At 71.7% G+C, this 21,461-nt stretch carries 17 protein-coding genes; 10 read left to right on the top strand and 7 right to left on the bottom strand.

Translation table 11 applies throughout. The features are described from left to right. Positions 1–9: 9 nt before the first annotated feature. Complete coding sequence (gene trmB, locus N553_RS0108055) at positions 10–732, top strand: tRNA (guanosine(46)-N7)-methyltransferase TrmB (protein ID WP_028046090.1); 723 nt, start codon at positions 10–12, stop codon at positions 730–732. After that, entirely contained in the window at positions 729–1,439 is a 711-nt protein-coding gene (locus N553_RS21755) for a LysR family transcriptional regulator substrate-binding protein (protein ID WP_034620868.1), read from the top strand. The genes trmB and N553_RS21755 overlap by 4 nt, the downstream gene beginning before the upstream one ends. Before the next feature lie 16 nt (positions 1,440–1,455). On the opposite strand, the gene N553_RS21750 is transcribed toward N553_RS21755, so the two are convergent. Next, positions 1,456–1,851 (bottom strand): DUF5997 family protein, encoded by a 396-nt coding sequence (locus N553_RS21750; protein ID WP_034621407.1) that lies wholly within the window; start codon positions 1,849–1,851, stop codon positions 1,456–1,458. Positions 1,852–1,931: 80 nt separating this feature from the next. After that, positions 1,932–4,403: a glycogen/starch/alpha-glucan phosphorylase gene (locus tag N553_RS0108040; RefSeq protein WP_028046089.1), complete on the bottom strand. Its 2,472-nt coding sequence runs from the start codon at positions 4,401–4,403 to the stop codon at positions 1,932–1,934. A gap of 161 nt (positions 4,404–4,564) precedes the next feature. On the opposite strand from N553_RS0108040, the gene N553_RS0108035 reads away from it, so the two are divergent. After that, the gene (locus tag N553_RS0108035) at positions 4,565–4,957 is read left to right on the top strand and encodes a phage holin family protein (RefSeq protein ID WP_028046088.1); all 393 of its coding nucleotides are present in this window, start codon (positions 4,565–4,567) and stop codon (positions 4,955–4,957) included. Between the two features lie 59 nt (positions 4,958–5,016). On the opposite strand, the gene N553_RS0108030 is transcribed toward N553_RS0108035, so the two are convergent. Continuing rightward, positions 5,017–5,601: a hypothetical protein gene (locus tag N553_RS0108030; protein ID WP_028046087.1), complete on the bottom strand. Its 585-nt coding sequence runs from the start codon at positions 5,599–5,601 to the stop codon at positions 5,017–5,019. A 238-nt stretch (positions 5,602–5,839) separates the two neighbouring features. Here N553_RS0108030 and N553_RS21745 point away from each other — a divergent pair, with 238 nt between their 5' ends. Continuing rightward, on the top strand, positions 5,840–6,715 hold the full coding sequence (locus N553_RS21745; RefSeq protein WP_051639908.1) for a universal stress protein: 876 nt from the start codon (positions 5,840–5,842) through the stop codon (positions 6,713–6,715). Between the two features lie 9 nt (positions 6,716–6,724). Here the strand turns inward: N553_RS21745 and N553_RS21740 are convergent, their stop codons facing one another. Continuing rightward, positions 6,725–8,257 (bottom strand): GAF domain-containing sensor histidine kinase, encoded by a 1,533-nt coding sequence (locus tag N553_RS21740; protein ID WP_051639907.1) that lies wholly within the window; start codon positions 8,255–8,257, stop codon positions 6,725–6,727. 101 nt (positions 8,258–8,358) lie between these two features. On the opposite strand from N553_RS21740, the gene N553_RS21735 reads away from it, so the two are divergent. Continuing rightward, on the top strand, positions 8,359–8,883 hold the full coding sequence (locus N553_RS21735) for a hypothetical protein (RefSeq protein WP_034621399.1): 525 nt from the start codon (positions 8,359–8,361) through the stop codon (positions 8,881–8,883). On the opposite strand, the gene N553_RS0108005 is transcribed toward N553_RS21735, so the two are convergent. Then, on the bottom strand, positions 8,849–9,496 hold the full coding sequence (locus N553_RS0108005; protein ID WP_028046086.1) for a response regulator transcription factor: 648 nt from the start codon (positions 9,494–9,496) through the stop codon (positions 8,849–8,851). The genes N553_RS21735 and N553_RS0108005 overlap by 35 nt on opposite strands. A gap of 101 nt (positions 9,497–9,597) precedes the next feature. Further along, a complete protein-coding gene (gene lysX / locus N553_RS21730) occupies positions 9,598–12,948 on the bottom strand; it encodes a bifunctional lysylphosphatidylglycerol synthetase/lysine--tRNA ligase LysX (protein ID WP_197029950.1) in 3,351 nt (1,116 codons plus the stop codon). A 236-nt stretch (positions 12,949–13,184) separates the two neighbouring features. Between lysX and N553_RS0107990 the strand changes: the two genes are divergently transcribed. From N553_RS0107990 to N553_RS0107970, 5 genes are read left to right on the top strand one after another with little or no spacing between them, the layout of a single operon-like run. Next, positions 13,185–14,018 carry a hypothetical protein gene (locus N553_RS0107990; protein ID WP_028046085.1) on the top strand — a complete coding sequence of 278 codons (834 nt, stop codon included), beginning with the start codon at positions 13,185–13,187 and terminating at the stop codon, positions 14,016–14,018. After that, positions 14,015–15,460, top strand: a complete 1,446-nt coding sequence (locus tag N553_RS0107985; protein WP_028046084.1) for a hypothetical protein — start codon at positions 14,015–14,017, stop codon at positions 15,458–15,460. The genes N553_RS0107990 and N553_RS0107985 overlap by 4 nt, the downstream gene beginning before the upstream one ends. A 9-nt stretch (positions 15,461–15,469) precedes the next feature. Next, positions 15,470–15,733: a hypothetical protein gene (locus N553_RS21725; RefSeq protein WP_034620864.1), complete on the top strand. Its 264-nt coding sequence runs from the start codon at positions 15,470–15,472 to the stop codon at positions 15,731–15,733. Next, complete coding sequence (locus tag N553_RS0107975) at positions 15,730–16,350, top strand: hypothetical protein (RefSeq protein ID WP_028046083.1); 621 nt, start codon at positions 15,730–15,732, stop codon at positions 16,348–16,350. Before N553_RS21725 ends, N553_RS0107975 begins: the two co-directional genes overlap by 4 nt. A 19-nt stretch (positions 16,351–16,369) precedes the next feature. Next, on the top strand, positions 16,370–16,801 hold the full coding sequence (locus tag N553_RS0107970) for a DUF3093 family protein (RefSeq protein WP_028046082.1): 432 nt from the start codon (positions 16,370–16,372) through the stop codon (positions 16,799–16,801). 2 nt (positions 16,802–16,803) lie between these two features. Here N553_RS0107970 and N553_RS0107965 read toward each other — a convergent pair whose 3' ends face one another. Then, on the bottom strand, positions 16,804–21,402 hold the full coding sequence (locus N553_RS0107965; RefSeq protein ID WP_028046081.1) for an FtsK/SpoIIIE domain-containing protein: 4,599 nt from the start codon (positions 21,400–21,402) through the stop codon (positions 16,804–16,806). Positions 21,403–21,461: the final 59 nt, after the last annotated feature.

The raw sequence follows: 21,461 nt of genomic DNA, 5'->3' as shown, positions 1-21,461 counted from the left end.
CTGGCGGACGTGAGCCTCCCGTCCGATGCGTTCCGCCTCGTCGCCGCGCGTCCGCACGATCCGCTGCGCACCTACCACCCGCGCCGCTCCTCGCTCGGTCCCGACCGGGAGGAGGACCTGCGCGTCCACTTCCCCTTCCTCGGCTTCTCGGTGCACGACGACACCGGCGACGGTCCGCTCGACACGACGTCGATGTTCGGCAGGTCCGCCCCGCTGGTCCTGGAGATCGGCTCCGGCATGGGCGAGACCACCGCGGTGATGGCCGCCGCCGACCCGGACCGGGACTACCTGGCTGTCGAGGCGCACCTGCCGGGCGTCGCGTCGTTGCTGGGACTCGTCGCACGGGGCGGCCTGACCAACGTGCGCGTCGGCCACGGTGACGCCCTGGACCTGGTGCGCAGGGCCCTGCCGACCGAGTCGCTGGACGCCGTGCACGTCTTCTTCCCCGACCCCTGGCCCAAGGCCCGCCACCACAAGCGCCGGCTCGTGCAGCCGTCCCACGTGGCGCTGCTGAGGTCGCGCCTCGTGGTGGGCGGGGTGCTGCACTGCGCGACCGACTGGGTCGACTACGCCGACGCCATGCTGGAGGCCCTCTCGGCGGACCCGTTCTTGGAGAACACGTCGACGGGCTTCCTGGACAGGCCCCCGCACAGACCGGTCACCAAGTTCGAGCAGCGTGGGCTCGACCTCGGCCACGAGGTCCGCGACCTGGTCTTCCGGCGGGTGCGATGAGCTTCCGCATCGCCCTGGTGCCCGGCGTGAACCCCGACCGGTGGCTGCGGGTCTGGCAGGAGCGTCTGGCCGACGTCCCCGTGGAGCTCGTCCACTCGAGCCCGGCCGACGCGGTGGCGCACCTGCGGGCCGGGACCGCCGACGTCGCGCTCGTGCGCCTGCCGGTCGTCGGTGACGAGCTCTCCGTGATCCCGCTGTACACCGAGGCCACGGTCGTCGTCGTGCCGAAGGACCACCTGGTCACGGCCGCCGACGTCGAGATCGATGCCGCCGACCTGGTCGACGAGATCCTGATCGTCCCGCTCGACGACACGCTCGCCTGGGGCTCTCCCCCGGGCGCGCCGTTCACGGGCGGCACCGTGGACACGACGTCCGACGCCGTCGACCTCGTGGCGGCAGGCGTCGGAGTCCTCGTGGTCCCCCAGTCGATCGGCCGCCTGCACCAGCGCCGCGGGCTCACTGTGCGCACGGTGCGCGACGCTCCGGGCTCCGCGATCGGGCTCGCCTGGGTCACCGACCGCTACGACGACCTGACCGAGGAGTTCATCGGCATCGTCCGTGGCCGCACCGCGTCATCGAGCCGCGGCCGGGGCGCACCACCCGCGGAGGCGCCGGTGAAGACGAAGAAGCCGCACGCGCCCCGGGCGTCATCGTCGAAACCCCGCCCGGCGACCAAGGGCAAGCCGAAGCCTCGCCGCCCCCGCTGACGACCCAGCGGCGCTGTCAGGACTTGGGCTTCTCGGCGGCAGCGGCTGCCGCGGCGGCGGCGCGGCGGTCCGCCTCGCGGGACTCCTGGCGACGCTCCTCGCGGCGGACCTCGGCGGCGATCTCGCGCTCGCGGACCAGCCACGACGGGGGGTCGGCCTGCAGGGCGTCGATCTCGGCGGTCGTCAGCGGGTCGGTGATGCCGCCGCGAGCCAGCCCGGAGATCGAGATGCGCAGGCGACCGGCGATGACGCTGCGGGGGTGCGGTCCGTCGCGGCGAAGGTCCACCAGCCACTGCGGCGGCGTGCGCTGCAGCTCGGTGAGCTCGTCACGCGTGATCGCCCGCTGCTGGAACTCCTCCGGCGTGGCCGGCAGGTACACGTCGAGCTTGGCGGCGGCGGTCGACGCCTTCATCTCCTGGGACTTCTTGGGCGGTGTCACAAGAGCAAGGGTAGGCCCGGACCGGTGACGGTCCGGGCCTACCCCGCGAAACCTCAGCTCTCGGGCGCCACAGGCTCCGTGTGCCAGATGCGGTCGATGTAGTCGCGCATGCTGCGGTCGGACGAGAAGTACCCCGACCGGGCGACGTTGAGCACCGCGGACCGGGTCCAGCGGTCGGTGTCGGCGTAGGCCGCGTCGACGCGGGCCTGCGCGTCGAGGTAGGCCTGGTAGTCGGCGAGCACGAGGAACCGGTCCTCCGAGAGGAGGTTCGACACGATCGGCTCGAACACGCCACGGTCGCCACCCGAGAAGTGCCCTGACGCGATGAGGTCCAGGGCCCGCCGCAGCGAGGGGTTCGACTCGTAGTACGACGTCGGGTGGTAGCCGCGGTCGACGATCTCCGCCACCTCGGGCTCCAGCAGCCCGAACAGGAAGAAGTTGTCGTCGCCGACGAGCTCGCGGATCTCGACGTTCGCGCCGTCGTCGGTGCCGATGGTGAGCGCACCGTTGAGCGCGAACTTCATGTTCCCGGTGCCGGACGCCTCCTTGCCCGCCAAGGAGATCTGCTCGGACAGGTCGGCCGCGGGGATGAGCTTCTCCGCGAGCGTGACGTTGTAGTTGGCGGGGAACGCGATGGTGAGCCGGCCCTCGAGCAGCGGGTCGGAGTTGATGGTCCGGCCCACCGCGTTGATCAGGGCGATCGTCTGCTTGGCCATCTTGTAGCCGGGGGCCGCCTTGGCACCGAACGCGAACGTGCGAGGCGTCACGTCCCCGATCGCGAGCTGTCCGGACCGCACCTGGTCGTACAGCGTCACGACGTGCAGGAGCTTGAGGGTCTGGCGCTTGTACTCGTGCAGGCGCTTGACCATGACGTCGAGCATCGTGTCGGGGTCGAGCGTGATGCCGTCGCGCTCGGCGAGCACGTCGACCAGTCGCAGCTTGTTGGCGCGCTTGACCTGCCGGAACGCCTCACGGAAGTCGGCGTCGTCCGCCAGCGGCTCCAGCTCGCGCAGACGCTCCAGGTCGGTGACCCAGCCGTCGCCGATCGCGGACGTGATGAGCGACGACAGCCCTGGGTTGGCCAGCCGGACGAACCGACGAGGCGTGACGCCGTTGGTGACGTTCGTGAACTTGTCGGGGTAGTGGTCCGAGAAGTCGCGCAGCACCTTGTCGCGCAGCAGCTGCGAGTGCAGGGCCGCGACGCCGTTGACCTTCGAGCCGGCCACCGTCGCGAGGAACGCCATGCGCACGGCCCGCTCGGGGTACTCGGCGATGATCGACATGCGGCGCACCCGGAGCTCGTCGTCGGGGTACGCGGCACGCAGCTCGTCCATGAAGTCCTCGTTGATCTTGTAGATGATCTCGAGGTGCCGCGGCAGGAGCTTGCCCAGCAGGTCGGTGGACCAGACCTCCAGGGCCTCCGGCAGCAGCGTGTGGCAGGTGTAGGCGAAGCACTTCTGCGTGACGGCCCAGGCGTCGGCCCAGTCCCACTTCTTCTCGTCGACGAGGACGCGCATGAGCTCGGGGATCGCGATCACCGGGTGCGTGTCGTTGAGCTGGAAGACGATGCGCTCCGGCAGCTTGCGCAGGTCGAAGTCGGGCGGCAGCACCTCGTCCAGGAAGTTGCGGATCGAGCACGCGACGAAGAAGTACTGCTGCTGCAGTCGCAGCTCCTTGCCCTGCGGCGTCGAGTCCTCGGGGTAGAGGACCTTCGTGATGTTCTCGGCGAACGTCTGCGCGCGCACCGCCTGGGCGTAGTCGCCCGCGTTGAAGATCTCCAGGTCGAACGCGCGCGTCGCCTGCGCGGACCACAGGCGCAGGGTGTTGACGCGGCCGTTCTCGAAGCCCGGGACCATGTAGTTGTACGGGATGCCCAGGACGCTCCAGCCGGGCACCCAGCGCGAGCGTGTGACGCCCGCGTCGTCGTAGTGCTCGGTGTGGCCGCCGAAGTCCACGGTGACGGCCGACTCGGGGTGCGGGAACTCCCACGGCGAGCCGAGGGCCAGCCAGTCGTCGGGCTTCTCGACCTGCCACCCGTCGACGAAGGTCTGGCGGAAGATGCCGTACTCGTACCGGATCCCGTACCCGATGCACGGCACGTTCATCGTCGCCAGGGAGTCGATGAAGCACGCGGCGAGGCGACCCAGACCGCCGTTGCCCAGACCGGGTTCCACCTCTGCGTCGCGCAGCTCGGCGAGGTCGATGCCCAGCGACGCCAAGCCCTCCTCGACGATGCCCTCGAGGTCGGCGGCCAGCAGCGCGTTGTCGAGCTGGCGTCCGAGCAGGAACTCGGCCGACAGGTACGCGACCGACTTGGCCTGCAGCTGGTACTGGCGTCGCAGCGTGGCGAGCCATCGCACCATCAGGTAGTGCCGAACCGTTCGAGCCATGGCGAGGTACTTGTCGTTGACCGACGCCTTGGTCAGGTCGGTGCCCTGCCCAAAGTTCAGCTCTCGCAGGAACTCGCGGACGAAGCCTTCGACGGTGTGCTCACGGGTGGCGATGGGGATCGTTGTGTCCGTCACGCAAGCCACGCTAGCCGCAGACCGCGGCGGAGGCACCGGCCTTGGTGAACTGGTGGTGATCGAACTGGTCACAGCCTCGGCGGGATTCCGCGAGCGGCCGGCAGTCCCTAGGGTGATCGCAGAGGCAGCGCCGCGTGCCTCACCGTCGGAGGGGTCCACCCATGATCAGGTTCCTGATTCGTACGGCGATCTTCATCGGCTCGTCCGCACTCGGGCTCTGGCTCACGTCGCTGATCGTCGACGGCTTCCACGTCAAGGCGGAAGGGTTCCTGGTCGCGGTGCTCGTGTTCGCCGTCCTACAGAGCATCCTGTCGCCCTTCTTCCTCAAGACCACCGCCAAGAACGCGAGCGCTCTCACCGGCGCGGTCGGGCTCATCTCCACGTTCGTCGCGCTCCTGGTCGCCACGGCGATCAACGGGTCGATCACGATCGACGACGCACAGGCGTGGTTCTTCGGCACGATCCTGGTCTGGATCGTCACGATGCTTGCCACGTTGCTGCTGCCCGTGCTGCTCGTGAAGGACCGCGTCGAGAAGAACCGCGCGCAGGCCTGAGTGCACAACGGAAGGGCGCGACACCCGGGGATGGTGTCGCGCCCTTCCTGCTCGTCCGATCAGCGCAGCCAGCCCCAGCGGCGAACGATCGGGAGCTTGGCCCACCAGCGGCCGAGGCCCCAGGTGTCACCAGTCAGGAGGATGGCGCCGGCGATCAGGGTCAGCGCGTAGATCACGTGGTAGTCGATCAGCGGGTTCGTCGAACCCTCGATCAGAGGCCACTCGGCCAGCCACATCATCGCCATCATGAGCGCACCCGACACGGCCGCGACCCGCATGCCGATGCCGAGCATCACCGCGACGCCGATCCCCAGCATGCCCAGCATGAACAGCCAGTCCGACGCCGGACCCGCGATCGAGTTGAAGAACCCCTTGAACGGACCCTGCGCCGCGTAGGTGAGGAAGCCCTGGCTCGGCGTCCCGCCGTCGATCCACGAGAGGCTGGGGTCGCCCTCGGCGACGGCGGCACCGGTGCTGTAGTGCAGTCCGAAGGTCTTGTCCAGGAACGCCCACAGGAAGATGAACCCGGTCGCGAGCCGGGTGGCCGCCAGCACACGGCGGCCGGCCAGCGACGTGACCTTGTCGTCCTCGACGAGCACCGCTGGGTGTGTCGATGTCGAAACCTCGGGGTGGATGGCGGCCATGGGTCTACTCCTCATTGAGTGGGTCCGACCAGGACCCGGGGTGGTGGTTCCGTGCCTCAACTCTCTGGCGGCGGGTGACGTCCGCGTAGGGCCGAACGTCCTCCGTGTGAGCGCTATCACGACCCCCATCAGGGTCCGAGGTCCCGGGACGAACCGGATGGCGGCGGACCAGGGTTGATCCGAGTGGGCACGGGGTCGACGACGACCGCCGTGCACCACGGGATCGAGGAGGCTCCCCATGCGTACGGACGGACCTGTAGTCATCGCCCTCGACGGGAGGGCACCCAGCGCCAGCACGCTCGCGTGGGGGATCGCGGAGGCGGTGCGGCGGCGTGCCGCAGTCGTCCTGACCCAGGTCGTCGCCAGCCCGTGGACCTCGACGTTCTGGGGCACCTACCCAGTCATCGACGCCGTCGATGCCGAGGTGGAGGCCAAGGAGAGCCTGACGCGGCTGGAGCACCGTGAGGCAGCACGCCACCCGATGCTCGACATCTCGATCGACGTGCGCCGTGGCTCAGTGGTGCCCGAGCTGCGTGAGCTGAGCACCGCCGCCCAGCTGGTCGTCGTGGGGGCGGGCGGGCCGAGCGTGCGCGGCCGCACCGGGGTGCTGGGGGCGCAGCTGGCCGCGCACGCCCACTGCCCGGTGGCAGTCGTGCGGCACGACCCGGACGGTCCGATGCCTCCCGAGGCCCCGATCGTCGTCGGGGTCGACGGGTCCCCTGCCTCGCTCGAGGCGGCGCGCGTGGCTGCGCGCGAGGCCTGGATGCGTGGCCGAGCGCTGATCGTGGCGCACGCCCGCCCGACCCTCGCCGACCCGTACGGCGAGGGCAGCCTGCGCCCGGGCGTGACGCAGGACGTCGACGACCGCACCCACCAGGCAGCGCGCCGGGTGCAGAGCTCGTTGGCCGGCGAGAACCCGGGACTCGACGTGAGGCTCGAGCTCCTCGACGACAACCCGGCCGCCGCGCTCGTCCGGCTCGGGCGTCGCTCGGCGCTGCTGGTGGTGGGGACGCGCGGGCTCGGGAGCTTCCGCGGGATGCTGCTGGGCTCGGTGAGCACGGAGGTGATCCGCTCCGCCTCGTGCCCGGTGCTCGTGGTGCACGACAACGGCTGAGCGGCTCCGTCAGGACGTCGGCAGCGGGACCGTCCAGGTCAGGAGCGTGCCACCGTCGTCGACCGGCTCGACCGTCATCGAGCCACCGCGACGCCGCGCGCGCTCCTCGAGGTTGGCCAGTCCGCTGCGCCGCGAGACGTGGGGCGGGACCCCGACGCCGTCGTCCTGGACCTCGATCAGCAGGTCGGCACCGATGAACAGCCGCACGACCCCCTCGCGGGCCCGCGCATGCCGCGCCATGTTGGCCAGAGCCTCGCGGACCACGGCGACCGCGTCGGCGCTCACGTTGTCGGGGACGGTGGCGGTGACGCCCTCGATCCGCAGCCGCGGGAGGAAGCCCAGCGCCTGCCGCGACCGGACCACCTCGGCGTCGACCGAGTGCCGGAGCCCGGTGGTCGCCCCGCCGCGCGCGCCGAGCCGGAAGATGGTGGTGCGCACGTCCTTGATCGTCTCGTCGAGGTCGTCGACCGCACCCCCGAGCCGTCGCGCGACATCGGGCCGGTCGACATCCTGGGCAGCGCCCTGCACGTCGAGACCGATGGCGAACAGCCGCTGGATCACCATGTCGTGCAGGTCACGGGCGATGCGCTCACGCTCCTCGAGCACCGCGAGCCGGGCACGGTCCGCCTGCGCCTCGGAGACGTCCAGGGACAGCGCGAGCTGCTCCGCGAACCCCGCGACGCTCGGCAGGTCCACCTGCGGACCCGCGTCACCCTCGGGTCCGGGCCAGCACGCCGTGAGCGCGGCGACCCAGCGCTCGGCGCTGCGCAGCGGTACCGCGAGCACCCAGACGGGTCCCGCGAGGCCCAGGTCGATCCCGTCCGCGAGCCGACGCAGGACCGGGGCATGGCCGAGGAGCTCGTCCTCCAGGCCCGGGGGGAGGTCGTCGTGCAGCATGACGGCGGAGGCCTCAGCCACCGCCGCGACCCGCGCTCGGACGATCGCCAGCGCCTCCGTGCGCGGGATCCCGCTGGTCAGCGCCTCGCTGCAGGCCGCGGCCGCCTCGAGCCAGAGCTCGTGCTCGCGGGCGCGTCGGTAGGCACGTGCGTGACCGACCGCGACGCCGGCCGCCGCGGCGAGCGCGGTCGCGAGCTGCTCGTCTCGCGCGGTGAAGGGGATGGACTCGCCGTCCGCGTCGAGCTTCTCGGTGAGGTAGAGGTTGCCGAAGACCTCGCCCCGCGCCCGGACCGGTACACCGAGGAACGTGTGCATGGGCGGGTGGTGCTTCGGGAAGCCGACCGATGCCGGGTGGTTCGAGATCTCGTTGAGGCGGATCGCGTGCGGGCTCGTGCTCAGATGTCCCAGGACGCCTCGGCCCGTCGGCAGGGGACCGATCCGCGCGGCCACGGCCTCGCTGATGCCACGGTGCACGAACTCGTCGAGACCCCCGTGCTCCCCCACGACGCCCAGCGCACCGTAGCGGGCTCCCGTGAGGTGGCACCCGGCCTCGATGAGGCGTTCCAGGACGGTCGTGGTGTCGAGCGAGGAGGACAGCGAGACGACCGCGCCCATGAGCTCCTCGAGGCTGTCGTCGCGCTCCATGCTCGGAGCATAGGCGGGGTGCCGCCGATCAGGGTCGTTCGGCCCTGTGCCCTGTCCGGTATGCGCAAAACACTGGACTGACACACGAGGAGGTGGGTGCGATGCGCGCACTGGTCGTCTACGAATCGTCATTCGGCAACACCGGCTTGGTGGCTGAGGCAGTGTGGCGCGGCCTCGCGGACCATGTCGAGGACGCGGCGCTGCGTCGGGTCGACGTCGCCCCGACGCGGCTCGACCCCTCGGTCCAGCTGCTCGTCGTGGGCGGGCCGACGCAGGCGTTCGGGCTGAGCCGGCCGTCGACGAGGGCGGATGCGGAGGCCAAGGCGGGCGCGTCCGTGACGGGCGTGTCCACGGGTGTCCGCGAGTGGCTGCACCAGCTGGAACAGCCGAACCGTCCCGTCTACTCCGCGACGTTCGACACGCGGATCCACAGTCCGCACGTGCCCGGCTCTGCCGCCGTGGGTGCCTGGCGGCTGCTCAGCAAGGGCGGGTTCGAGCTCACCGCCGAGGCTGAGAGCTTCTGGGTGACGGGACTGCGGGGACCGCTGCGCGACGGTGAGCTGGACCGCGCGTACGAGTGGGGCGTCAGCCTCAGCGCTCTGTTGCTCGGTGCTGCTCAGCGATGAAGAGTGCCGCCTGCGTGCGGCCCCGAACCCCTAGCTTCGCCAGCAGACTCGAGATGTAGTTCTTGACGGTCTTCTCGGCGAGGAACATCCGGCTGGCGATCTCACGGTTGGTCAGGCCCTCACCGATGAGGTCCAGCACCGCGCTCTCCTGGGGCGTGAGCAGGTCGAGACGCGCGTCGTGGCCCTGCGACTCGCGGACCCGCTCCAGCACCCGCGCCTTGGTGGCCGGGTCGATGAGCGAGCGGCCGGCGGCGACCGCCCGGATGGAGTCGAGCAGCTGCGGCCCCCGGATCTCCTTGAGCACGTACCCGGCGGCTCCCGCGGTGATCGCGGCGAGCAGCGCCTCGTCGTCCTCGTAGGACGTGAGCATCAGGCAGCGCAGCCCGTCCTGCGACGAGGTGAGCTCGCGGCACACCTCGACGCCGCTGCCGTCGGGCAGCCGGACGTCCAGGAGCGCGACGTCGGCCTTGGCCAGCGGTGCGCGCACGAGGGCCTCGGCGACAGTGGATGCCTCACCCACCACCGTCATGTCCGGATCGGCGTCGATCAGGCGAAGCAGGCCCTGGCGGACGACCTCGTGGTCGTCGAGGAGGAAGACACGGATGGGAGCCACGGGGCCAACTCTGCCGCATCCCGCGGCGGCGAGCGGCACCGGGGCGTCCGCTTCGTGCGGGTCCTCCCCGACTGCGTGTGCCGTCCGGGTGAACCGCCAGGTCAGGAGGTCGGACGAACCAGCGGAAACAGGATGGTGTCCCGGATGCTCAGGCCCGTGAGGTTCATCACCAGCCGGTCGATGCCCAAGCCCATGCCACCGGTCGGGGGCATCCCGTACTCGAGAGCGGTGAGGAAGTCCTCGTCCACCTGCATGGCCTCGGCATCGCCCGCGGCGGCCAGCAGCGACTGCTCGACGAGCCGACGGCGCTGGTCCGTCGGGTCCACGAGCTCCGAGTAGGCCGTGCCCTGCTCGGACGCGAAGATCACGAGGTCCCACTTCTCCGCCAGGCGGGGGTCCACGCGGTGCTGCCGGGTGAGCGGCGAGTTCTCCTTGGGGAAGTCGGTGTAGAACACCGGGGTCGTCGTGGTCTTCTCGCACAGCTCGCCGTAGATCTCCTCGAGCACCACCGCCCAGGACGCCTCCTGGTCGAGCTCGAGCCCGATCGCGGCGGCGTGCCGGTGCAGGGCGTGCGCGGGAGTGTCCGCGGTGATCTCGTCGCCGAGCTTCTCCGAGACCGCCTGGCAGATCGTCTTGACCGGCCACTGACCCGACAGGTCGAACTCCTCCACGACGCCCTCGGCGTCGGTCCGACGAGCCACGGGCGACCCGTAGACCGCGGTCGCGGCCTCCTGGATGAGCTCCTGGGTGAGGACGCGCATCGTGTCGTAGTCACCGTAGGTCTCGTACACCTCGAGCGACGTGAACTCCGGGTTGTGCTTGAAGTCGACGCCCTCGTTGCGGAACTGCCGACCGACCTCGAACACCTTCTCCATGCCGCCGACGAGCAGCCGCTTGAGATGGAGCTCGGTCGCGATGCGCAGGTAGAGGTCCATGTCGAACGCGTTCATGTGCGTCTCGAACGGCCTCGCGTTGGCGCCGCCGTGGATCACCTGCAGGATCGGCGTCTCCACCTCGGTGAACCCGCGGGCATGCAGGGAGTCCCGGACGCTGCGCACCACCGTCGCGCGCGTGTAGGCGATGTCGCGCGCGGCCGGGCGGACGATCAGGTCGACGTACCGCGAACGGACCCGAGCCTCCGGGTCGGTCAGGCCGTGGTGCTTGTCAGGCAGCGGGCGCAACGACTTGCTCGTCATGGCCAGCGACGACGCCCGAACGGACAGCTCCCCCCGCTTGGTGGTGACGACCTCGCCCGTCACGCCGATGTGGTCGCCCAGGTCGACGTCGTGCCGCCACAGCTCGAGGTCCTGCGGGCTCACGTCCTGCGCGTCGACCATCACCTGCAGGTCGCCGCTGCCGTCACGCAGCGTGCCGAAGCCGAGCCGACCGCCGTCCCGCTTGCGGATCACGCGCGCGGCCACGGACACCTGCACCCCCGTCGACGTGTCCGGGGGCAGGTCCGGGTGCTCCGCGACGATCTCGGCGAGCGAGTGCGTGCGGGGGTAGGTCACGGGGTACGGGTCGATCCCGCGCGCCCGCATCCGGTCGACCTTGTCCCGCCGGACGCGTTGCTGCTCCGGGAGGTGGTCGGCCGCGAGCGCGAGCGCGACCGGGTCGGGCGCCTGCGGGATCTGCGCCTCGACCTGGGCGGCGTAGTCGTTGGCGGCGCGGTCGAGGTCCCCCGAGCCGGACCCCTTCCCGCGACGGTTGAGCAGGCCGAGGCTCGGACGCGTGAGGAAGCCCTCGGCGTTACCGGCGGCCGTCCCGACCCTGGGCAGGTCGGAGGCGTACTCGAAGCAGATGAACCGGGGCTGCCAGTCGGGCTGGTACTTGGCGTTCGAGCGGTAGAGCGACTCGAGCTGCCAGTTCCGGCTCGCCAGGAGGAGCGACGACCGCCACAGGCGCGCGATCGGGCCCGCACCCACCTCCTCACCTCGTTCGAACGCCTCCCGGAACATCGCGAAGTTCAGCGAGAGCCGGGCGACACCGAAAGCGCCTGCGCGCTCGGCGAGCGAGGCCACCATGAGCTCGACAAGGCCGTTGTCGGCGGTCGGGTCGCGGCGCATCAGATCCAGAGACAGCCCGTTGCGGCCCCAGGGGACGAAGCTGAGAAACCCGCGCAGGCGACCCTGCTCGTCGAGTGCCTGGATCAGCACGCAGTCGTCGTCCAGGTCGTCGCCGAGCCGGCCCAGGGCCATCGAGAAGCCGCGTTCGTCGCCACCGTCCCCGCGCCACTGCGCGGCCGCGGCGTCGAGCGACGCGAAGTGCGCCGCATCGAGCACGGAGTGACGCTCCACCCGGGTGGTGTAGCCGCGACGCTGCAGGCGGGCCACCGACTGCCGCACGGCCTTCATGCCCGGGCCGGCCAAGGAGAAGGACCGCAGGTCGAGGACCGCCTCGTCGCCGATCTCCCACGCCTTGAGGCCGGCTTCCGTGTAGGCGACGGCTCCGCGGCTGCCCGCGCCCATGACCGCCAGCGACCATCCGTTGGTGCGCGCCTGGCGCCGCCAGGCCTCGATGGCCTCGGGCCACCGCAGAGGGTCGCCGAGCGGGTTGCCACTGGCCAGGCTCACGGAGCCGACGACCCGGTAGGAGATCCCGGCCCGGGCGTCTGCCGCGACACCGGAGTCCCAGACCACGGACTTGTCGCGGCGAGTGGCGAAGTAGCCGAGCGAGTCCTCGCCGCCGAAGTCGCGCAGCAGCGTGCGGACTCGGGCCTCGTCGGCCGCATCGAGCGTGCGCGTGTACCGCGGCGTCCGGAAGAGCAGGTACGCGGAGCCGAGGACGACCGCGGCGCCGAGCAGGTTGATCACGGCGCGGACCCAGAACGGGGCGGCCGCACCGTTGGACTGGTCCACCAGACCGAGGTCGCCGATCATGGTGTCCCACACGAACCAGACCGCCGAGCCACCATCGCTGATCCGCCCGAACCGTGTCACCAGCGCGCTGCCGACGAACAGGATCACCGTCCCGCCCACGAGGAAGAACGCGAGCGCGGCCCAGAACGACCCCCGCCTGGTGCGGGCACCGAACTGACGGCGGCACAGCCAGAGCTGGACGAGCACCGCGCTCATGAGGACGAACCCGACCGCGTTCAGCCACGACCCACCGTCGAGCAGGTCGATGACCCGAGCGAGCTGCGGCAGCAGGACCCACCAGACGACCAGCAGCCACCACGCAGCGCGCAGGCGACGGTTCAGTGCGACACCGATGCTCGCCAGCAGCGCGCCATAGACGATGTTCGGGATGATCGGGATGGTGAGAGTCGAGACGATGTCGTCGTCGGCCGAGAAGTACTCGCGCACGGACGGGATCGCCGCGGAGACGAGGACGAGAGCGAACGCCACGAACATCGCGGCGGCGATCCGGTCCGGCCACCGGTCGTCGACGGGCTGGAGCTCTCCCCGGGCCACCTGCGACTCGGGAGTGGGCGGGACGACGTCGGTACTCACCACGTGCGGTTCCGATCCCTCGTGCTGCGGATCTCTGGCTCGTGCCCGTGACCCGTCTGACCAGCCCATCTGCCCCCGGTCGGACCTTAGCCTAGGCACGGGAGCCGTCGACATGGCGAGCCCTGCCCTGGTCACGGTAGGTGGCGAGCTCCGTCCTTGGAGACCGGTCGTTGTCGGGCGGTTCACGCACGGTAATCTCTCGCAGGCACGATCACGTCGTAGGCACAGGGGGCACCATGGCACGGCTGGACACGGTCCGCGGGCGGATCACCTTGAGCGAGGCGGAGTTCGAGGCTCTGCGGCACGTGCACAACGCCGAGCCGGTGGACGAGACCGAGCTGGGCGCCCTCCAGGCGGCCGGCCTGGTCGACGCAGACGGCCAGATCGCCGGGCTCGTCATGGACCTGGTGCGTACGGTGTCCGACCCGATGATCGAGTGCGCCGTCGAGACCGCCGGTCCGCAGGGTCCCGCCGTGGCGATGCTCGCCGTCGCCGGCGAGAGCGTCTGGTACACCGACCCGTGGCCCCAGGACGAGCCCGGCTCCACCACCACCTACTGCCAGGACGAGCTGCCGCAGCTGCTGTGGATCCTGGCCCGGCTGGTGGGGCTGCGCCGCCACCAGGTGCCCGCGGCCGCCGTCCCGTTCACGGTCCCGCTGCGCTCGGTCGACGCTGTTCTTCAGACGATGTCCCTCTCGGACGCCGAGTGGGAGCCTGCCCGAACGGTGGCCACCGCGAGCCTGGAGAAGTTCTTCGGCACCGTCCAGGACCCCGACCGCACGATGCTCATGGCCACGCTGTCCTACCTGGAGGCCACCGCCCGGGTCACGATGGTGTGGGGGCCGGACGTCACGACCGACGCCCGAGGGTTCGCCCTGTGGGCCTGCGGGGACGGCGGCTACTGGCTGCGCACCGCCCCGGCCGAGCCGCTACTGGCGCAGGACATCACGCCCGACACGCTCGCGACGTTCCGCCCCGTGAGCGCCGCTGACGTCTGGCAGGCGATGTCCGACCTGCTGCCGTCGTCCGCCGAGCTGCGGGCGCTGATCGAGCGTGTGACGGTCTCGTGATCGTCCGCGTCGACAAGGACGTTCTCGCCGCCACCGTCGTCGCCCTGGAAGACCTCGCCGCCGACCTACCCGGGTTGTTCTCGCGCGCGAGCAACCTGGGCGCGCGGGTGGACCTGGCCCCGCTCAACGCCGCCGAGCAGTGGGCATCCGAAACGGCCGGAGACCTGCGGGACCGCATCGGTGTCCTCGAGCAGATGGCGCTCGCCAGCCCGACGTTCGGCGGCGTCCGGATGACGGCCGACCAGGCCACGCAGGTCGCGGGCCAGAAGCTGCACGTCGAGCAGGCGCTCATCGCGCTGAGTGCGACCGCCACCACGCCCGACGCGTGGGAGAGCACCGACCCCGCCAACCTGAGCGACTGGTTCGAGGAGCTCGAGGCCAAGGCTCTCCAGAAGCTCCCCGGGATGAGCGACGCGGCCCGTGCCGCGGCGCTCGTCGACGCGTACCACCAGATCCAGGACCTGCGGCACTCCAGCGGCAAAGCCGTCGGCGCCGCGTCGCAGCTGCTGCTCAAGGGCGGACCGGCCCTGGCCCGGTGGCTGGCGCAGAGCCAGATCATCAACCCGGCGCTCGAGTCGCTGGCCACCACGTCGCCGCGCACTGCCAACTGGCTCTCGGGCGCGCTCAACCTGGTGGACAGCAACGTCGTGCGCGCGCGCACCACCTTCACCTACCCCGGCTCGTTCGTGCCCAACCTCACCGCCAAGGTGCTGCTGCGCGCATCCCCGATCCTCGAGGACTTCGACGCGTGGGTGGCGCGGATGTCTGCCGCAACCAAGCCCTTCGCGGTGGAGGGCGAGGTCACGCCCACGTTCCTGGCCGGGATGCTGCAGCGGCCGGCGGGCATCCAGGCGACCGCGTGGGTGTCGAACATCCTCAGCTCCACGGATGGCGGGAAGCTCGCTGCGAGGCTGTCGCGCTGGGGCAACAACGTCTTCGGCAAGCCGTGGATCAACCCCGTCACCGAGCAGGCCTTCGGGCGCGGGGCGGGGAACCTGCTGACGATGGCGAACACCTCCGGCGTGCGCACCATGGCCGCGAGTGCGGGCGCGCTACGCGTGGCGGGGGTGGCGGGCAGCGCGTTCGCGACCGTCGACAGCGGCATCGGGCTGTACAACAACTTCTCCGAGAACAACGAGCGCTGGGCCGAGGGCGGCACAAAGGGCAAGGCGCACGTCGTCGGCGAGTACGCCGAGTTCGCCTTCAACGCCTCGATGACCGCCGCGCTCATCGCCCCCAACCCCGTGACGCTCGGTCTCGTCGTCATCTCGGGCACGGTGTGGGTCGGTGCCAAGGTGGTCGAGCACTGGGACGACATCGAGGACGCCGCCGGCGTCGCCGCCGACTGGGCCGCCGACCGCGCCGAGGACGCCGACAAGTGGGTGGGCGACCGCGTGGACGACATCAAGAAGTCCGACCTCAACCCGATGAACTGGTTCTAGGGGCGCCGCATGACCTCGACCGAGCTGTACGCCAAGGCCAAGGCCCTCGACGACCTTGCCGACGACGTCGAGAGCTGCATCGACCCCGCTCGCACCGTCGCGAGCTCGCCCCACTGGGAGTGCGACAACGCGACCGACGTCCGCGACGCCCTCAGGCACTGGCGCACGGCCGCGCACAGTGCCGCGCGCAACCTGCGGGACGAGGCGTCCCGGGTCCGCGGTGAGGCACGCCGGGCCGCGGACCGCGAGGACGACGAGACGGCCCCGCGGTGACCTCGCCGCACCTCTGGGAGCCGCTGGGGACCGCCGCCAGCATCCCGGTGGTGGACGAGCTCAGCATCGGCGACTTCCACCGGATGCCCGCGCGTACACCGCTCGCGGCACGCACCATGCTCGACGTCGTGGGGCGGCGCGTCACCGTGGTGTGGGAGCACCGAGTCCTCGTCGCGACCACGGAGGACGGCGTCGAGGTCGCCCGTGGCGGCCGCGAGACCGCCGACTCGACGGACACGTTCTTCTGGAACGTCCACCTGATGCCCGTGCAGGTCCCGGGCGGCACCGTCACGATGGAACGGCAGACCAACGGTCGCGATCGCTGGCTCTGGCAGGTGCACGGGCCGGAAGGTCGCGCGTGGCAGTGGCGGCCCGTCGGCCGGATCTTCGCCGACCGGATGGAGCTGACGCGCGACGGCGAGTCGACGCCGGTCGTCACCCACGAGCTGCGTCCCGTGCCGGGGCGCCCTCGCCCGTCGGCAGACCCTCCGCTGGTGGCCTGGACGCGGGACGCCAGTCTGGTCGAGGTGCTGCTGCCCGTCCTCTGGGTGCTCGACCGGCTCTACGGGGACCTGCTCCCGAAGGCCCAGCGGATCGCCCGCGGCGACGTGTTCTGACGCACATTAGGATGCCCGGATGGTCCGATACGAAGAGCGTTCTCCCACCCGGCGCAGCTGGCTGATCCTGCTCGTGGTGTGCGTCGTCGGCTGGGTCGGACTGTCGTTCGGCGAGGGCGGCTGGGTGATCGCCACGATCCTCGTCGGCATCGTCGGCGGTATCGCCGCCATCACCATGTGGAGCACCGGGCTGTACGGCAACATCCGGCTCACCGACAGCGAGCTGCGCGTCGGCCGGAGCCGCGTCCCGCTCGCAGACCTCTACCCGTGGGGCGTGCCAGAGAACGCGGAGCAGGGCCGTGCGCCGCTGGCCGGCGGCGCGCTCGCCCCGACGCTCGGCGCCAACATCATGGAGCTGCACCGCCGGAACGGAACGCGCTTCCGCGTACAGTCGAAGAACCCCGACGCCCTGCGCGCTGCCCTTGATGAGGCGCTCACGCCGTTCCGCTGAGCTCAGCGCGGGACCGGGACCTGGACGAGCTGCCACGCGCCACCGGCCACGAGGAGGCCGCGACCCGGGGTGCCGCCGCCGAGCGCGGACCGCGGAAGGCGCACGCCGAACAGGTCGCCGTCGTTCGGGGTGGACGGGGCGAGGATCACGCCGCTGCGCGACTTCTTCATGGTGGCTGCCGGGCCGCGGTAACCGCTCGACAGCTCGTCGGTCGTCCCCGCACCGACCACGAGTCCGGGCTTGTCCCGCAGCTCGCCCAGGTGCGCGACGATCGCGTCGGCCAGCGGACCGTCGGTGCCGACCAGCTCGAGGTCGTCGACGAGCAGCAGCGTGGACCGGTCGGTGGGCACCAGCCGGGCCAGCAGCTCGGCGATCTCCTCGCGTGTCGACTCGAGGTCCAGTGCACCCGCCAACCCGGTCAGGTCGCGCAGCGGGCTGCGACGGGGAGTGACGATGCCGACGGCCCAGCCCCGCTCGAGCGCCGAGGTCCCCATCGTGAGCAGGGCGGTGCTGCGGCCGGAGCGACGCGGCCCGCCGACGAGCACGCCAGGGCCGTTCTCGTCGGTGTCGACGCCGAACAGCGAGAGGGAGTCGCCGCCGACGCCCACCGGGACCGCGGTGGGGCCGAGCGGGGGGCCGCCGTACGCGATCGCCTCGGCCAGCGTGACACGCGTGGGCAGCGGGTCGACTCGGAACGGCGCACCGCCGTCGACGACCGCATTCCCGGAGGCCACGCGTGCCAACCGCTGCAGAGCGGCAACCTGCGCTGGTCCGCTCGCATCCGCGTCGAGCAGGCACACCTGGAGCTCCTGGCTGCCCTGCGATCGGAACGCGCGCCCGTCCGGCAGCGAACCCGGCACGTCGCGCGGTGACATTCCGACGGACGAGTAGTCCCCCGGGTCGGTCATCGGGAGCATCACGCGGTCCTCGGTGAGCGTCGAGACGCGCCCCGCGAGCAGGCTCCGGTCGCCCGTCAGCACGATCTTCACGCCCGCGCCGGGACCCTCTTGCAGGATCTGCGTCCACAGGTCCACCAGTGCGCCCGCGTCGTAGTCCTCGAACGCCTGGATGAAACCTTCCCACCGGTCCAGCAGGACGAGCAGGTACGGCAGCCGGTCGGCGGGTGCGCTCCCCGCGCGCTGCTCGGTGACGTCGGCGAACGACTGCTCAGCGAGCAGCTGCTGGCGGCGCGAGATCTCGGCGCGCAGGCGTCGGGTCAGGCGGGCGATCCGGTCGGGCTGGTCACGCGTCACGATCGCGCCGGTGTGCGGCAGGCTCACCAGGGGCAGGAGCGCGTTGTTGCCGAAGTCGAGCCCGTACAGGTGGACGTCCCGTGGCGACAACCGGGTGGCCACGCCGGCGGCGAGCGCGCGGAGCACGGTCGAGCGGCCCGAGCGGGGGGCGCCGACCACAGCCAGGTTGCCGGCGGTCTCCAGGTCGTGCACGGCGACGTCCCGGCGCTGCTCGGAGGGCAGGTCCACCAGACCGTACGGCAGGCGGAACGGGGTCGAGGCGAGGGCCCGGCCACCCTGCTCGACGACGTCGACCATCGTCACCGCGGTGCTCAGGGCGGGCAGCCACGGCGGGGGTGGCGCCGCGACGCCCGACAGCTCGGCGGCCGCCTGCACGGCCGTGACGAGCGCGCCGAGGTCCGTCGGCGCGTCGATGTCGTCCTGCGCCTCGCCCCGCGGGACCGCCACAGGGCGCCCCACCGCCGACCACGTGAGCGGCAGGACCGCCACCGAGCCGCCGTCGTCCGTCGCGGTCGGCGGACGTCCGCCCACGCGAGAGGACTGGAACGCGACGAGGCTCGAGTGGCCGAGCCGGGCGTACGCGCGGCCCGGCAGGCTTGGCGGGATCTCGGCCGCGTCGCTCGACTCGATGACATCCTGGCTGTCGTTGCGGTCGGTGACGCGCAGGGCGATGCGGAGGTTGGTGTTCGACTTGATCTCGGCGCTGACCACGCCTGCGGGCCGCTGCGTGGCCAGCAGGAGGTGCACGCCGAGGGACCGTCCGCGCCGGGCGATGTCCACCAGACCGGTGACGAAGTCCGGCAGCTCGGCGACCAGCGCCGCGAACTCGTCGATCACGATCATCAGACGGGGCATCGGCGCGTCGTCGGGCCCGCGCGTGGCCAGGTAGTCCTCGATGTCCTTCGCGTCCGCCCCCGCGAGCTGGTGCTCACGGCGGCGAAGCTCAGCGGCCAGGCTCTCCAGTGCACGCGTGGTCAGGTGCGCGTCCAGGTCGGTCACCATGCCGACGGTGTGCGGGAGGCGGTTGCAGTCCTTGAACGCGGCGCCGCCCTTGTAGTCGACCAGGACGAACGTCATCTCGTCGGGGCGGTTGCCCACCGCGAGCGACGCGATGAGGGTTTGGAGCAGCTCGGACTTGCCGGAGCCTGTGGTGCCGGCAACGAGGCCGTGAGGGCCGTCGGAGCGGATGTCGATGCTGAACGGTCCGTCGGTGGACTCCCCGATGACTGCGCGCGTGGTCCGCCCGCCTTGTGCCCAGCCGAGAGCGATCGCCTGAGCGTGCGGCGGGTCGAGGTCGAGCACCTGCAGCAGCCGGCTCGTCGACGTCAGCGACGCCGAGAGGTCCTCCGTGCTGATGTCCCGCACGGGCGCGAGGGACCGGCCGAGGCGTTCGAACCACGCGTCCGGCACGAGGTCCGGGCGCACCCCGTCGACCGGCGGCTCACCGGCCACGGTCACCGTGGCGGCGTCCTCGGACAGGACCACGACGGCCTGGCACTCCTCAGGCAGCTGGCGCTCGTGCTCGTCGACGCACAAGAACGTGATGCCGACCGGCGGCCCCTCGCGCAGCAGCGTGACCAGGCCCGGCAACAGGCGGATGCGGCGGGCTCCGTCGAGCACGACGAGCACCGGGTCGAACGCCGGCCCGGCGCTCGCGCTCATGCTGCCCATGCTCCCGGCGCGGGTCACCGCACGACGCCGCTCCACCAGGTCGAGCAGCTCGGCGACGCGTCGTCCGGTCGTCTCGTCGTCGTTCCCGACCGCGACCACGGGGCCGGCGCCGTCGCGGCGTGCGTGCGGCAGCCAGCGGACCCAGCCCCACGCATCGCCGCCGTCCACGTCGGCCAGAAGCACCACGGAGACGTCGGCCGGCGAGTGGCCCGTGACCACCTGCGCGAGCATCCACGCGGCCACGCGCCGACGGTCGGCCGTCGGACCGGCGACACCGGTCACACCGGCACGCGCGAGCGGCACCGCAACGGGCACGTCTGCGGCGGTCCAGTGCTGGACGCGCTCATGGTCCTCGCGCCCGGGGTCGCTCAGCGACACCTCGCTGGCAACGTCGGCCGTGCCGACCCGGGCGAGCATCCAGTCCGGGTCGGTGCGGCGCCGCTCCCACAGGCGTGCGCGCGGTCCTGTCGCGAAGAGCAGGACCGACGCCGGGTCCGGCAGGTCGCGACGTCGGGCCACGCTCTCCGCCGAGAGCGCCTCGTGCGCCTGCTGCTCGATCCGGGCGGCACGCTGCACGTAGGTCCGCACGGCCTCGAGGTGCGTCGACCGACGGCTCCCGCGGGACGACACGTAGTTGGACACCGCCATCGCCGGCGACAGCGCCATGACGATCACCGCGTACGGCGACTTGGTGAAGAAGAACATCGCCGCGCCCATGGCGAGCGGCAGGAGCATCATCGCCAGCGGGAAGCGCTGCTTGTCGGGCGTTCGCGGCTCGTTGGGCAGCCGGAAGTCGGTGCTGCGCGCGGGCGGCAGGAGCCGCGGCGGCCGGTTGTAGTCGAGCGTCGCGCCCAGCGGGCTGGGCGACAGCGACGCGTCAGGCGGCTCGACGTCGGCGATCTCGAGCACGACGTCCCCGACGACGAGCGCCTGGCCGGGCAGCCACGGCCGTCGGCCGACCAGTGCGGAGCGGTTCAGGTGGACCAGCGGCCGGTCCGCCTCGGGGTCGATCTCCTCGATCGCCTCCAGTCCGCGACGAGCCTCGAGCAGCTTGTCCGCGTACCGGCGCGAGCCCCGCCGCTGCACCGCGGCACCGGCCTCGCCGCGACGCACGACGATGGGACCCTCCAGCGCCCGACGACGGATCGGGGCGGGCACCAGCACCCCGATGACGCCCGGCGCGGGTTCGAGCGTCCGCGAGCCGTCGACGCCGATCTCCAGGACCGCGGCGAGGCCGGGGCCCTCGACCTGGACGGACGCCGTGGGGGCGCTGCCGATCTCGTGGCGACCGGGCGTGAGCCGCTGCACCCGGCCTGCGCCGCGACCCGACACCACGCGCACGTCGCACGCGCCGACCGGCTCGGACCACAGGTCGCCCGGGTCCCCGTCGAGGCCGACGACCGCCCCGTGCCGCAGCGGGCAGGTCTCGACGTGCTCGTCGGGGTCGAGCTCGTGCCCGCGCCACCAGAGGGTGGGAGCGCCGATGCTCTCGACAGCGGCGACCTGCACGACTCCGAGGTGGCCGGACCCTCGGGGAACCACCTGCTGGCGCTCCGACGGCAACCGCTGCGCGAGCGCCCGGGCCACGTCACGGACCCGTGCGCCGGGGGCGCACTCGAGCACCAGGTCCACCGGCTCCGGCGCACCCTGCGAGACGGCGCTCAGGATCAGTCGCACGGCATGCCTCCCCTCGCGGCGGTCCCCACACACACGACCGGCCCGCCCAGACGGGCGGG

Origin of the sequence: Cellulomonas sp. URHE0023 (assembly GCF_000688475.1) — a bacterium.
Taxonomy (GTDB): Bacteria; Actinomycetota; Actinomycetes; order Actinomycetales; family Cellulomonadaceae; genus Cellulomonas.
This window is presented reverse-complemented; position numbering and strand designations above follow the sequence as displayed.

Bases quoted from the DNA above. Each gene is read 5' to 3' on its own strand.
- N553_RS21755 (WP_034620868.1), top strand. From the start codon at position 729: ATGAGCTTCCGCATCGCCCTGGTGCCCGGCGTGAACCCCGACCGGTGG.
- N553_RS21750 (WP_034621407.1), bottom strand. From the start codon at position 1,851: ATGAAGGCGTCGACCGCCGCCGCCAAGCTCGACGTGTACCTGCCGGCC.
- N553_RS0108035 (WP_028046088.1), top strand. From the start codon at position 4,565: ATGATCAGGTTCCTGATTCGTACGGCGATCTTCATCGGCTCGTCCGCA.
- N553_RS0108030 (WP_028046087.1), bottom strand. From the start codon at position 5,601: ATGGCCGCCATCCACCCCGAGGTTTCGACATCGACACACCCAGCGGTG.
- N553_RS21745 (WP_051639908.1), top strand. From the start codon at position 5,840: ATGCGTACGGACGGACCTGTAGTCATCGCCCTCGACGGGAGGGCACCC.
- N553_RS21740 (WP_051639907.1), bottom strand. From the start codon at position 8,257: ATGGAGCGCGACGACAGCCTCGAGGAGCTCATGGGCGCGGTCGTCTCG.
- N553_RS21735 (WP_034621399.1), top strand. From the start codon at position 8,359: ATGCGCGCACTGGTCGTCTACGAATCGTCATTCGGCAACACCGGCTTG.
- N553_RS0107990 (WP_028046085.1), top strand. From the start codon at position 13,185: ATGGCACGGCTGGACACGGTCCGCGGGCGGATCACCTTGAGCGAGGCG.
- N553_RS21725 (WP_034620864.1), top strand. From the start codon at position 15,470: ATGACCTCGACCGAGCTGTACGCCAAGGCCAAGGCCCTCGACGACCTT.
- N553_RS0107970 (WP_028046082.1), top strand. From the start codon at position 16,370: ATGGTCCGATACGAAGAGCGTTCTCCCACCCGGCGCAGCTGGCTGATC.